Origin of the sequence: Mucilaginibacter ginsenosidivorax, assembly GCF_007971525.1 — a bacterium.
Taxonomy (GTDB): Bacteria; Bacteroidota; Bacteroidia; order Sphingobacteriales; family Sphingobacteriaceae; genus Mucilaginibacter; species Mucilaginibacter ginsenosidivorax.
Genome location: NZ_CP042437.1, coordinates 3,719,452 through 3,732,663, shown reverse-complemented (window position 1 = coordinate 3,732,663; position 13,212 = coordinate 3,719,452). Strand labels below are relative to the sequence as shown.

General features: G+C 44.0%; 10 protein-coding genes and 1 riboswitch. Of the genes, 8 read left to right on the top strand and 2 right to left on the bottom strand.

Annotation, left to right across the window (positions count from 1 at the left end):
- The first annotated feature begins 39 nt into the window (after nucleotides 1-39).
- From FSB76_RS15670 to metF, 7 genes are all read left to right on the top strand, one after another.
- Nucleotides 40-1,266 carry an alanine dehydrogenase gene (locus FSB76_RS15670; protein WP_147054882.1) on the top strand — a complete coding sequence of 409 codons (1,227 nt, stop codon included), beginning with the start codon at nucleotides 40-42 and terminating at the stop codon, nucleotides 1,264-1,266.
- Between the two features lie 4 nt (nucleotides 1,267-1,270).
- Nucleotides 1,271-1,948 carry a M15 family metallopeptidase gene (locus tag FSB76_RS15665; protein WP_225976524.1) on the top strand — a complete coding sequence of 226 codons (678 nt, stop codon included), beginning with the start codon at nucleotides 1,271-1,273 and terminating at the stop codon, nucleotides 1,946-1,948.
- Between the two features lie 94 nt (nucleotides 1,949-2,042).
- Nucleotides 2,043-3,035 (top strand): YihY/virulence factor BrkB family protein, encoded by a 993-nt coding sequence (locus FSB76_RS15660; protein WP_147054880.1) that lies wholly within the window; start codon nucleotides 2,043-2,045, stop codon nucleotides 3,033-3,035.
- A gap of 440 nt (nucleotides 3,036-3,475) precedes the next feature.
- Entirely contained in the window at nucleotides 3,476-4,207 is a 732-nt protein-coding gene (locus FSB76_RS15655) for a Bax inhibitor-1/YccA family protein (RefSeq protein WP_147054878.1), read from the top strand.
- Nucleotides 4,208-4,341: 134 nt separating this feature from the next.
- Nucleotides 4,342-4,452, top strand: a riboswitch (SAM riboswitch).
- A 148-nt stretch (nucleotides 4,453-4,600) separates the two neighbouring features.
- Nucleotides 4,601-8,290, top strand: a complete 3,690-nt coding sequence (metH, locus tag FSB76_RS15650; RefSeq protein WP_147054876.1) for a methionine synthase — start codon at nucleotides 4,601-4,603, stop codon at nucleotides 8,288-8,290.
- A 54-nt stretch (nucleotides 8,291-8,344) separates the two neighbouring features.
- A complete protein-coding gene (locus tag FSB76_RS15645) occupies nucleotides 8,345-8,713 on the top strand; it encodes a four helix bundle protein (RefSeq protein WP_147054874.1) in 369 nt (122 codons plus the stop codon).
- 44 nt (nucleotides 8,714-8,757) lie between these two features.
- Entirely contained in the window at nucleotides 8,758-9,714 is a 957-nt protein-coding gene (gene metF / locus FSB76_RS15640) for a methylenetetrahydrofolate reductase [NAD(P)H] (RefSeq protein WP_147054872.1), read from the top strand.
- A gap of 255 nt (nucleotides 9,715-9,969) precedes the next feature.
- Here the strand turns inward: metF and FSB76_RS15635 are convergent, their stop codons facing one another.
- Nucleotides 9,970-10,485: a DUF6891 domain-containing protein gene (locus FSB76_RS15635; protein WP_147054870.1), complete on the bottom strand. Its 516-nt coding sequence runs from the start codon at nucleotides 10,483-10,485 to the stop codon at nucleotides 9,970-9,972.
- Nucleotides 10,486-10,567: 82 nt separating this feature from the next.
- On the opposite strand from FSB76_RS15635, the gene FSB76_RS15630 reads away from it, so the two are divergent.
- Complete coding sequence (locus tag FSB76_RS15630; protein ID WP_147054868.1) at nucleotides 10,568-11,125, top strand: hypothetical protein; 558 nt, start codon at nucleotides 10,568-10,570, stop codon at nucleotides 11,123-11,125.
- A 49-nt stretch (nucleotides 11,126-11,174) separates the two neighbouring features.
- Here the strand turns inward: FSB76_RS15630 and FSB76_RS15625 are convergent, their stop codons facing one another.
- On the bottom strand, nucleotides 11,175-13,004 hold the full coding sequence (locus tag FSB76_RS15625; RefSeq protein WP_147054867.1) for a transthyretin-like family protein: 1,830 nt from the start codon (nucleotides 13,002-13,004) through the stop codon (nucleotides 11,175-11,177).
- Nucleotides 13,005-13,212: the final 208 nt, after the last annotated feature.

Below are 13,212 nucleotides of genomic sequence, written 5' to 3'. Positions count from 1 at the left end.
CTTTTTTCTTATCTTCATCAGCCAGAAAAAAACATATACATGAGTTCAGGGAAATACAGTGGGTTTTCGGATGTTGCCAAACAGGCCATGATGCAGCCCCAGGAATCAATGCTGGAGGTCAAAAACAAAAAGAATCAATTATTTATTGGCATTCCTAAGGAAATTTCCTTCCAGGAAAACAGGATTCCGCTTACACCGCTTTCGGTTGCGCTGTTAGTTAATAATGGCCACCAGGTAATGCTGGAGAGCAATGCCGGGCAGGCTGCCAATTTTAGCGATAAAGATTACAGCGAACAGGGAGCCCTGATTGTTTATGATACTAAAACGGTTTACGAGGCCGATATCATTATTAAAATTGCCCCGCCCATGGTTCAGGAAATTGAAATGATGAAACATGGCCAAATCCTGATCTCGGCGTTGCAGCTGGCTACCCTGAAAGCCGATAGCCTGCATGCCCTCATGAAAAAAAATGTTACCGCCCTATGTTTTGAGCATTTGCTTGATGAAGGCGGCTCATTAACCGTAGTAAGGGCCATGAGCGAAATAGTTGGGGCCACATCTATACTGATAGCAGCAGAATATTTAAGCAATGTTTTTGAAGGCAAAGGCCTGATGCTGGGGGGCATTACCGGTGTGCCACCTACCGAAATTGTAATATTAGGAGCAGGTACCGTTGGCGAATACGCTGCCCGTACAGCCATATCATTAGGAGCCGAAGTAAAGGTTTTTGATCCATCAATATATAAGCTGCGGCGCTTGCAAAACAACATTGGTGCAAGGGTATTTACATCAGTGGTGCAGCCCATTGTATTAGAAAAAGCCATTACCACCTGCGATGTGGCTATCGGCGCAATCCGTGCCGAAGATGGCCGCAGCCCCTGTATCATATCCGAAGCTACGGTAAGCCGCATGAAACGCGATTCGGTTATCATCGATGTGAGTATTGACCAGGGCGGTTGTTTTGAAACCTCGGAGGTTACCAACCACACGCACCCGGTTTTTCGCAAATACGATGTTATTCATTATTGCGTACCCAACATCGCTTCGAGGGTTGCCCGTACAGCTACCTATGCCCTCACCAATATTTTTGCCCCCATTTTGCTGGATATAGGCGAACAAGGCGGTATTAAAAACGTGATATGGCAAAAATCGGGTGTACGCAACGCGGTATATATTTACCAGGGCCAGCTCACCAATAAGTACATTGGCGAGCGGTTTTCAATTCCGTGTAAGGACCTTGACCTCCTCATCGTATCGCACAGGTAATGGTATGATGCGTTATTGCCTGCTTGCTTTTGTTTTACTTAGCCTTAATGCCGGAGCGCAGCACTATAAGTATATTGACAGCACCCGTGTTTGCGGCATTGCAGGCTATAAAGCCCAGGTAAAGGCCGATTCAAATAAACGCCTGGTCGAAATAATAAAATACATCCCGGCTATAAAACTCGATATCCGCTATGCCACAACTAACAATTTTATGCATCGGGTTATGTACAGGCAGGCTAAGGCATATGCCCGGCTACCTGTTGTAAAAGCTTTAGCGGAAGTTGAAGCTGATTTGAAAACGAGGGGGTTGGGCTTAAAAATATTTGATGCCTACCGGCCTTATGCTGTCACTGTTGCATTTTACAAAACCACGCCCGATACCAATTTTGTTGCCAATCCTAAATTCGGCTCAAAGCACAATCGTGGCTGCGCGATAGACCTTACGCTGATTGACCTTGAAACCGGAAAAGAACTGCAGATGCCAACCGGCTTTGATAGCTTCAGCAAAAAGGCATCGGCCAACTATCCCGGGGCAACACCGTTACAAACCGCCAATCGTGAGCTGCTTAAAACAATTATGCACGCGCATGGCTTTACGGTATTGCCCACCGAGTGGTGGCATTATGATTTTGACGGATGGCGCAATTATCAACTGGCTGATATTCCGTTTACAGCATTATAAATTAAATTTATGAGCAAGCATTTAAAAGCGGGCTACACAAAGGCATTATAATTGCTTAGCTATAGCCGGGTTAAAATTGATTAAAAGAATAAGCATGAAAGTTTTAAGCAAAGAATATCTAAAACAACTTTGGAAAGTGTTGATAGCCACGTTTAGCGGCTTCATAAGCGATAATGGCCTAAAGCTAAGTGCCTCTTTGGCTTACTATACCGTTTTTTCGATAGCCCCCTTATTAATCATCATCATTTCTGTAGCCGGCCTTGTTTTTGGCCAGGATGCCGCAACCCATAGGCTTTATCCACAAATTGCTCACTACGTTGGCCCGGGACCGGCGCAGCAAATTCAGGATGCTTTAACACACTTAGCGCTTTCGGGCAAGTCCGGTGTTGCTGTGGTAATTGGCGTAATTACCTTGTTATTAGGCGCCAGCAGCATTTTTATTGAGATACAGGATTCATTAAACATTATTTGGCGGGTAAAAGCCAAGCCTAAACGAGGGTGGGTACAGTTGCTCAAAAACAGGTTTGTTTCTTTCTCGCTTATCATCAGCCTTGGCTTTTTGCTTTTGGCAACGTTGGCTATCAACTTGATAATGGATGCCTTAAAAGACAAGATAGCACATTTTATACCCTCTATAACAGGTTTGCTTTTAAAAGGAATTAACTTAGGCATTACCCTGGTTGTAATTACCACATTATTTGGCATCATTTTTAAGTTTTTGCCCGATGTAAAAATTAAATGGCGCGATGTACGGTCTGGTGCGTTTTTTACCGCCTTGCTTTTTATGCTTGGCCAGTATATTATCAGCTTATACATTCAGTATACGGCGCAGGGCTCGGCCTATGGCGCAGCCGGTTCAATTATAGTTATCCTGGTTTGGATATATTACACATCGGCTATCCTGTACATTGGTGCCGAGTTTACCCAGGTATATGCCGAAGCATCGGGCAGCCACATCGAACCTGCAGATTATGCCGTATCTGTACAGCAAACCGAGGTGGAAAGGGAGGTAAAAAAACTCCCCCCCCAAAACCCGCAGCTGGCGGGAAATTTAAAAACGGAAGAAGTTAAGGAAAGTAGCAAGTAGTTAATAGCAATGCAAACGCATCTATATAGAAATAACTAATGGAATGAGCTTATAGCATCAGGAAGTGATAAGCATCAAATAATACCTTATTTTATTGGCTGATCCTGGTTACATGATGCAGTTACCCAAGTACCTTATGGCGACCAGCGACAGGCCCCAATATTGGAATGCGCCTAAATTCGGTCTTTTTGATGTTAACCATGATAAAATATATAATGCTGATTATTAGATGTTTATAAAAAATATATCTGAAATGTGTTAAGTTATGTTAACCCAATTAGATGCGTTTGCCCTGTATCAAGAAGCAAGATTTTTGATTTCCGGACTGATTCAATATGCAAGGTTGTCCTGATACCTGATACTAATTTGCCTGATACGTTCCTTCACAATATATTCACCGATTATTCGTATATTCGTGTATTAATTTATTAATAAAAAAAATGGAAATTAAAGATTCTGGATACGAATACAAAAACGTAATCCAAATAACAGAACAAGACGCATCGCGTAAATTTATAGCTAATGTATTTTTATGGATGTTTGGAGCGTTGGCAGTGTCGGCTTTGTGCTCGTTTGCATTTGCTACATCTCCCGCATTATTAACCACATTGGTTGATGTCAATACCGGTCAGTTAACCATGTTTGCATATGTGGCTATGTTTTCTCCACTGGCCTTTGTTTTATTAATGCGTTTTGGATTAAACAAAATTTCATACCCCGTGCTTGCCTTATTATTTATAGCATACGCAGCTTTAACGGGTATCAGCTTAAGTTTTATCCTGTTAATTTATACGGCAGGCTCCGTACTGGGCGTATTTTTAACCGCTTCGCTGGTGTTTGGTGTAATGGCAGTAGCCGGTTATACAACCAAGGTTGATTTAACTAACTTCGGATCGATCATGATTATGCTGCTTGTTGGGATTATCATTGCTTCGTTAATCAACTTCTTCTTAAAAAGCACAGGTTTAGAATATGTTATCAGCTACATAGGTATCGCGGTATTTACCGGTTTAACTGCCTATGATGTTCAAAAACTTAAAAACATTGGTGCCGGCCTTGAATATGGCGATGCGTCTGCCAAAAAAATGGCACTGATGGGCGGCTTAACCTTATACCTCGATTTCATCAACCTTTTCCTGATGATCCTGCGTTTATTCGGCAGAAGAAGATAATAAGAAACCAACATTTATTATTTGAAAGCTGCCCCGCAAAGGCAGCTTTTTTTGTACACATAAATTTACTTAGCGTACACATAGCCGGGCATATAAACTATTGCATTTTACCGCTTTATTATGCACCTTTGCACTGCTTATGGAGAAAGACGGAGGGATTAGACCCTGCGATGTCTTAGCAACCTGTGCTTCACAAGGTGCTACATTCTACCTGGCCGGCTAAACAGCCCCTGGAAAGATAAGCGAAAGTCAATTGAACACCCGACTTTTCGATGTAAGCTTTTTTATTTCTGTTGCGTGTTGCCCGGTTCCTGTTCCTGTGATTTGCTTTTGCAAATATCAGTATGAAAGGCCCCCGCCACCCGCCACAGAAACCTGGCAACAGATACAACAATGGACATTAGAAAAGAATTAGAAAAACGCATCCTTGTAATTGACGGGGCAATGGGTACCATGATACAGCGGTACCAGCTTACCGAGAAGGATTTTCGTGGCGAAAGGTTTAAGGATCACCATAGTGACCTGCAGGGGAATAATGACCTTTTGAATATTACACGCCCGGATATCATCAAGGCTATTCATGCCGAGTATTTGGATGCCGGCGCTGATATCATCGAGACCAATACCTTCAGTACACAAATTATTTCACTGGCCGATTATAAGCTGGAAGAGCTGGCCTACGAGCTTAGCTATGAAGGCGCGCGCATTGCCCGCGACGTGGCCGACGAATACAACCAAAAAAATCCATCAAAGCCGCGTTTTGTGGCGGGTGCTATTGGGCCAACCAATCGTACAGCGTCCCTTTCGCCAGATGTTAACGATCCGGGTTACCGCGCCGTTACTTTTGATGATTTGGCCAATGCCTATTACGACCAGGTACGTGGCCTGGTTGATGGCGGATCTGATTTATTATTGGTCGAAACCATATTTGATACCCTGAATGCCAAAGCGGCCTTGTTCGCTATCAATAAATACGCCAATGAGTCGGGCAAGCATTTGCCTATCATGATCTCCGGTACTATTACCGATGCATCTGGTCGTACCCTTTCCGGGCAAACGGTGGAAGCTTTCTGGAATTCTATCCGTCATGCCAACTTGTTATCGGTTGGTTTAAACTGCGCTTTGGGTGCCAAAGAAATGAGGCCGCATTTGGCCGAACTTTCTGAAAAGGCTGATGTGTTTATATCGGCATATCCTAACGCCGGTTTGCCTAATGAGTTTGGCCAGTACGACGAAACCGCGCATGAAACCGCGCACCAGGTTGATGATTTTATTAAAGCTGGCTTGGTTAATATTGTTGGTGGTTGTTGTGGCACCACGCCCGAGCATATCAAATGCATAGCCGAGAAGGCAGCCAAATACCCCCCAAGACTCATCCCCGAAATTGAATCCGACCTGCGCCTGAGTGGCCTGGAAGCGGTTACCATAAAGCCCGACAGCATTTTTGTAAACGTGGGCGAGCGTACTAACATCACAGGTTCGCCAAAATTCTCAAAACTTATTTTAGCCGAAGATTATGAAGCCGCTCTGGCCGTTGCACTGCAACAGGTAGAGGGCGGTGCCCAGGTTATTGATATCAACATGGATGAAGGCATGATTGATTCGGAAGCGGTTATGGTAAAATTCCTGAACCTGGTAGCATCCGAGCCGGATATTGCCAAACTGCCTATCATGATCGATTCATCAAAATGGACGGTTATTGAGGCTGGTTTAAAATGCATCCAGGGTAAGGGCATCGTAAACTCCATCTCGCTTAAAGAGGGCGAAGAAAAGTTTATTGAGCAGGCCCGCAAAATCCTGAGCTATGGTGCCGCCACTGTTGTAATGGCTTTTGACGAAACCGGCCAGGCCGACTCGTTACAACGCCGTATTGAGATATGTAAAAGATCGTACGATATTCTGGTTAACGTGGTTGGTTTCCCTCCGCAGGATATCATCTTCGACCCTAACATCCTAACCGTTGCAACCGGTTTAGAAGAGCATAACAACTACGCGGTTGATTTTATTGAAGCCACCCGCTGGATAAAGCAAAACCTGCCACATGCCAAAGTAAGCGGGGGGGTAAGTAATATCTCCTTCTCTTTCAGGGGTAATAATGTGGTGCGTGAAGCCATGCACTCCGCATTTTTATACCACGCCATTGGCGCCGGTATGGATATGGGTATAGTTAACGCCGGCATGCTGGAAGTTTACCAGGAAATAGATAAAACCCTGCTTGAGCTGGTAGAAGATGTGCTGCTTAACCGTCGCGATGATGCTACCGAACGCCTTGTTGAATATGCTGATACCATAAAAAGCAAAGGCAAAGAGGTGGTGCGCGATGAGGAATGGCGCAAAGGGACTGTTCAGGAAAGATTATCGCATGCGCTTGTAAAAGGCATTATTGAATACCTGGATGACGATGTAGAAGAAGCCCGCCAAACTTACAGCAAACCGCTGGAGGTTATTGAAGGCCCCCTGATGGACGGGATGAACATTGTAGGCGACTTGTTTGGCGCTGGCAAAATGTTTTTGCCACAGGTAGTAAAATCGGCCCGTGTAATGAAAAAGGCGGTGGCTTACCTGCTGCCATTTATCGAGCTGGAAAAGCAACGGGTTATTGATGCCGGCGAAGACAGCAGCGGCAGCCGTGCCAATGCCGGTAAAATATTGATGGCCACCGTAAAAGGCGATGTGCATGATATAGGTAAAAATATAGTAGGCGTAGTATTGGCCTGTAACAACTTCGAGGTGATTGACCTGGGTGTTATGGTACCGGCACAACGTATTATTGAAGAAGCTAAAAAACAAAATGTAGATATCATCGGCCTCAGCGGTTTGATTACGCCGTCGCTGGATGAGATGGTGCATTTTGCTAAAGAGATGGAGCGCGAAGGGTTTACTATACCGCTGATTATTGGCGGTGCTACTACCTCGCGTATCCATGCGGCTGTTAAGGTCGATCCGCATTACTCGGGCGCTGCAATTCACGTGCTGGATGCATCGCGTAGCGTTACTGTATGTAGCAGCCTGATGAACCGCGATGGCCGGGATGCCTATATCCAGAACATTAAAGAAGAATACGCCAAATCGCGCGAAGCGCATTTAAATAAAAAATCGGATAAACGTTTTGTTACTATTGAACAAGCAAGGCAATCCCGTTTCCAGGTCAGTTTGGATGGCGATGTAGCGCCAATGCCAACGTTTACCGGTACCAAAGTATTTGAATCGTATCCGTTGGAAGAACTGGTTCCTTATATCGACTGGACACCGTTTTTTCATACCTGGGAATTGCGGGGCAGTTATCCCAAGATATTTGCCGATAAATTTGTGGGCGATGAAGCCAAAAAGCTTTATGACGATGCACAGGTATTGTTAAACAAAATAGTAAAAGAAAAACTGCTGCATGCCAATGGCGTCATAGGTTTTTGGCCGGCCAATAGTGTTGGGGACGATATTGAACTATATACCGACGAAAGCCGCACTACTTTGTTAACCCGCATCCATACCCTACGCCAACAGGCCGAAAAGGTTAAAGGCGACCCATATTATGCACTATCGGACTTTATCGCACCAAAAGAAAGCGGAGTGCCCGACTATTTTGGTGGCTTTGCCGTAACTACCGGCATTGGCTGCGACGAGCTGGTTGCCGAATTTGAGGCCGATCATGACGATTACAACAGTATTATGGCCAAAGCCCTTGCCGACCGCCTTGCCGAAGCTTTTGCCGAAAAAATGCACGAACTGGTACGTAAAGAATACTGGGGCTACAGCAAGGGCGAGCAACTAAGTACCGACGACCTGATCAAGGAAGAATATCAAGGCATCCGGCCGGCCCCAGGCTATCCTGCCTGCCCGGATCATACCGAGAAAACAACCTTATTTGAGTTGTTAAAAGCGGAAGATACGGCAAAAATGCACCTTACCGAGAGTTTAGCGATGACGCCTGCAGCATCAGTTAGCGGGTTCTATTTCGCACATCCACAGGCCAGGTATTTTGGGCTAGGTAAAATAAGTAAAGATCAGGTGGAGGATTATGCGGTGCGGAAGCAAATGCCTTTAGAGGACATCGAGAGGTGGTTGGGACCTAATATAAATTATTGAGTTGTGTGTTGAATGTTGTAAGTTGTATGAGAAAAAAGCTTTTAATTAAACGACGTGCAAAGCGATTATAAAAAATACATAGAATTAAATGTTTGGATTGAAGCAAGGAAGCTTGTTAGCGAAGTATATTCTGCAACACGTTCATTTCCAAAAGAAGAGCAATTTGGTCTAAGTAACCAGATGAGACGATGCTCTGTTTCTATTCCATCAAATATTGCTGAAGGATGTGGAAGAAATCATAAAAAAGACAGTCTTCAGTTTTTCTACATAGCAAGGGGATCACTATATGAATTAGAAACACAACTCTTTTTAAGCAACGATTTAAACTTCATTGAAAAACTACAACTCGATAAATACCTATCACAATTGGAAATTGTAAGAAAACTGCTTAATGGTTTCATCAGATATTTTAGTTCTGAATAAATCTTTTTACTTACAACTTTCAACACACAACCTACAACAAAATAATGAAAATTACAGAGCACATTAAGAACGCGGCAGGAAAAACCTTATTCTCATTCGAATTAATCCCACCACTAAAAGGTCAAAGCATAAAAGGCATCTACGATGCTATCGACCCGCTGATGGAGTTTAAGCCGCCGTTTATTGATGTTACATCGCTGCGCGAGGATTTTATTTACAAGCAGCATGATAATGGCTTGCTGGAGAAACTGAGCTATCGTAAACGCCCGGGTACTATCGCCATTTGCGCGGCTATCATGAATAAGTACAAGGTAGATACCGTTCCGCATTTGTTGTGTGGTGGTTTTACTAAGGATGAAACGGAGAATGGCTTAGTTGATTTGCAGTTTTTAGGCATCGAGAATGTATTGGTTTTGCGTGGCGACGCACGCCGCGGCGATGCTTCATTTGTGCCGACGCCCAACGGGCATAACTACGCTACAGATTTATTGCAACAGGTAGTGAACATGAATAATGGAATATATCTACATGAGCATAACGACGATAGCCTGAAAACCGATTTCTGCATCGGTATTGCCGGCTATCCCGAAAAACATTTTGAAGCACCCAACCTTAAAACAGATTTTAAATACCTGAAACAAAAGGTAGATATGGGCGCGAATTTTATTGTTACCCAAATGTTTTTTGACAACCAGAAATACTTCGATTTTGTAAATAACTGCAGGGCCAATGGCATCAATGTGCCTATTATACCGGGGTTAAAACCTGTTACCAACTCAAAACAGTTAATCGGTTTAGCCAAAACCTTCCATATTGATATGCCCGAAGATTTATGCGATGCGGTTAACGGCTGCAAATCTGAAAAAGATGTGCGGGATATCGGAGTGGAATGGATGATAAACCAATGCCGCGAGTTAATGGCTTTTGGTGTGCCCGTGCTGCATTTTTACACCATGAGCAACGCAGGGCCGACTAAGCGGATAGCCGAGGCGATTTTTTAGTGAGTTATTAAATATCTTATTGTGAAACGATGCTCTAAAACAAGGGTATCGTTTTTTGTTTGTAAGAAAAATATACTTGCCTTTTTGTTATTAGCCAATGTCGTGTTTGCATCACCATAGTTTCCAAAAAGGCTTCTGATTTGATTGAGGCTTAGTCAACATGTGTATAACCCGCTCTGCTCCCCATTCTTCATTGTCGGGTATTTTTTTCCAATCTATGTTTACAATTTCTATCCGTTGGGTAACGGTGCCTGGTCAGTTTATCTGGAGGTGGTTTTCCTTGAGTGCTGTAACAATCATCTGGGCAACCTGCAGGGCCTCATCGTCATTTTGCGTAACGCTATCAAAACCTAAATACAAGTTCCGGGTATCTGGGTCAACTGCCCTGGCTAAATCCTGCGCGTGATAATAGCAAAAGCCAATAGCTTTAACACCTAATTCATCCAAGCGTTCTATAGTCTCCATGCAATCGCCTTCGCCATCTTGTTTGGTATAACCGGCGTTGTGCAGGCATACTATCTTTTGCACAATTAGTTGGTCAAATGCCCTTGCCAGCCTATCAAATCCGGTTGGTTTTATCCACTGCAAAGCTTCCTTTTGATGCTGATTGTATCGTTGATGTATGGTTTGTTTTAGCCATTCTTCGTCAATGTCGTCCTCATCATAAAACATATCTTCTAAACCTTCAAAAATCTGTTGTTCATTTTCAAATCCAAATTTGATGTCCAACTTTATTTGCTCTAAAGCCTCATCTTTTAGATCTTGTGTCATTGGGAGCGGTATATTTGATATTTTTCTTAAAAGCTAATTATCAAATATCTACATTTAACTATTACCATCCACCTTACTATCTATGGATTTTTTCAGCCACATCAAATCTGTTATTGGTATTATACTGGGCCTTAGTATTACCCATTTGCTGAAAGGGGCGGCTAAGCAAATTCAACATCCTGGGCGCAACAAACCTTACTGGGTGCACAACCTCTGGGCTTTTTACATGTTCCTGTTGCTGCTGCATTTTTGGTGGTGGGAGTTTAACCTGCATGATATTAAACACTGGCTGTTCCTGGAGTATTTCTTTGTGATCTTTTACATTGTAATTTATTACAGCGTATGCGCCCTGCTATACCCGGAAGACCTGAACGACTATAAAGATTACAACGATTACTTTTATTCGCGCCGCAAATGGATATTCGGCATATTAGGTGCAAGTTACCTGTTAGATATGGTTGATACTTTTATAAAAGGACAGGCTTACTATAGCCATTATACGTTGGAATATCCTATCCGCAACATCAGCCATTTTGTATTATGCATGGTAGCCATGAAAGTGAACAACAAAACGTTTCATGCCATACTGGTAATTTTATTTATCGTTTACGAATTCTCTTATATTTTGAGGCTCTTTTAAACAAAAAAGGCATCCCCGTTACAGGATGCCCTTTTCCTTAACGGCTATTTTACTTGCAAAAAATAACCTGGTTTGTTTTTACATAATCGTTCCAGTCGCCTGTGGTTAACTTACGTACGGTGTTTAACGTTAAGCTGTAGGCGCATGACGGCCAGGTACTAAATGCAGGCGACAAGGCCGCTGTTGCGAGGTTATACACTGCGGCATTTCCCCTTGGTACATTGCCCGATGGTAAGCCCGATACGCTACCTATTGCGTTTGACCATATCCCAATGTTCCAGCTGCCTATTAATTCATGATCAACCGTATAATCAACGTGGGCTTGTGATTGTACGGGGGTACAACCGCTGCCGCCACCGGCAAACAGTTCTTCCAGTTTAAGCAGGCTTACCTCGTTCCAGTTGTTTACATATATTTTACCGATGATAGATTGTGTTTTTAAATTGGTTGATGCAGGGTTGCTTGGATCATCGGTTGTTTGAAACTTAAGGTATAGCATTGTGCCGTTTTTTTGATTGGCCGCGCTAACCGGGCTGCCGGGCGTTAAACCCGCGCTGGCATCGCCGCCGCCAATAATGGTATTGGTGTTTAGTAAAACCAGCGGGCCGTAAAAGCCATTATCCAGGGCGGGCTGATCAACCCTTATCCAGCCATTGGCATCGGGATGAAGCACATGATCGGCAATTGGGCTGGGGAAATTATCGGCCGGGATGCTATCCGCTACCGAAGCAGGTTGCCCCAAATCGATAACCACATTTTGAAACGCGGGGCCCCCGTTCCAGGTAATTTGGCGGGTGGCAACCTTAAGCTGAGTAGGGTCCATCTGGGCGCTGGTAACGGGACTGTAATTCACATTATCCAGCGAGTATAAAAAGCGGTAATGTAACGCGCTTGCAGGTGCTGTGGGCACCTTTTTGGTTGCGTAGCCAACCAGGTTTACCGAGTTGAAGAAACCATAACCTACACCACCAACGCCAGATTTGGTAGTAAGTGTTTTGCCTGAGCCATCAATATCCGATGTGATATTGAATTTACCTACCGATGTAAACCAGGGCACATCGCTGGTATAAATGCCGCCATCTTTTATGCAAAGTTTTACGCAGAAACAATTGTGCGCGTTGTGCCTGTCGGTTTGGCGGCCGCGGGTGCGGTCTTCCTGCAGCAAAACGGCGCCTGATGACGATTCCACCCTGAAATAATAATCCGGGCCGGCGGGCCACTCTACATTTAAAAATGGCGAAAGCAGCGTTTGCCTGAAATTGGCGCCCGGATATACGATGGTGAATTTGCCATTGCTATCTGTATAGGCATTACCCAAGGTGTCATCCTGTATCAGGTCAACATCGTAGGCAAATACTTTAACACCCGATAGTGGCTTTTTAGTTTCGCAGTCGGTTACTATACCACAAACCACCCAGATATCTAACAGGGTAAGGATGCGGCAAAACCATTTAGGGTCTACCCTGTATTCAAAAAAAGCAACCTGCCCGCCGTCGGTTTGCTTAAATGCCGGCTGCAGCGTGGTAATATGAAACTGGAGCGATAGGTCTTTCTTTGGCCCCGGGCCGATTTTGATAGGGGTATTGCCGCAATACCAGTCAACATCAAGCGTGCCACCCTCGTAACCGCTTTTATCGCCTATCTCAATCACAAAATCGCCGTTATCCTGGAGTTTGCCTTCGGCTATAAATAGTTTTTCTTTTTCTTTCAGTTCGGCATCGGTAACCTGGTGAAACGTTTGTTTGGCATCGGCTACGGCCAGCCGGGTTTCGTTGGCCCTATCAAAGGTTTTGTAAACCTTTACCGAGTTGCCCGATACCGGCAGCTCGCAATCAGAACATAGCAAACCGCGTAGGTTGCCTTTAATAGTAAAGCTCATAGGTTTTGTTTTAGATTTTTCTTCCCGCCTACTCTTTGATTGGATTTTCGGCACCCTCCATAACTTTTTACAGCATCGCTGTTTTGTTATGTCAAAGGTTTCACTAAAAAAAGCTCTTATCAACGTTGCTACTACTGTTTTAGGCCCTATGATTGTACGCAATTGTAAACGTACTACTACAGTTTTTGCTGCGTAGAAATACGCGGAG

Bases quoted from the DNA above. Each gene is read 5' to 3' on its own strand.
- FSB76_RS15630 (WP_147054868.1), top strand. From the start codon at position 10,568: ATGGATTTTTTCAGCCACATCAAATCTGTTATTGGTATTATACTGGGC.
- FSB76_RS15635 (WP_147054870.1), bottom strand. From the start codon at position 10,485: ATGACACAAGATCTAAAAGATGAGGCTTTAGAGCAAATAAAGTTGGAC.
- metH (WP_147054876.1), top strand. From the start codon at position 4,601: ATGGACATTAGAAAAGAATTAGAAAAACGCATCCTTGTAATTGACGGG.
- FSB76_RS15660 (WP_147054880.1), top strand. From the start codon at position 2,043: ATGAAAGTTTTAAGCAAAGAATATCTAAAACAACTTTGGAAAGTGTTG.
- FSB76_RS15625 (WP_147054867.1), bottom strand. From the start codon at position 13,004: ATGAGCTTTACTATTAAAGGCAACCTACGCGGTTTGCTATGTTCTGAT.
- FSB76_RS15665 (WP_225976524.1), top strand. From the start codon at position 1,271: ATGATGCGTTATTGCCTGCTTGCTTTTGTTTTACTTAGCCTTAATGCC.
- FSB76_RS15655 (WP_147054878.1), top strand. From the start codon at position 3,476: ATGGAAATTAAAGATTCTGGATACGAATACAAAAACGTAATCCAAATA.
- FSB76_RS15670 (WP_147054882.1), top strand. From the start codon at position 40: ATGAGTTCAGGGAAATACAGTGGGTTTTCGGATGTTGCCAAACAGGCC.
- metF (WP_147054872.1), top strand. From the start codon at position 8,758: ATGAAAATTACAGAGCACATTAAGAACGCGGCAGGAAAAACCTTATTC.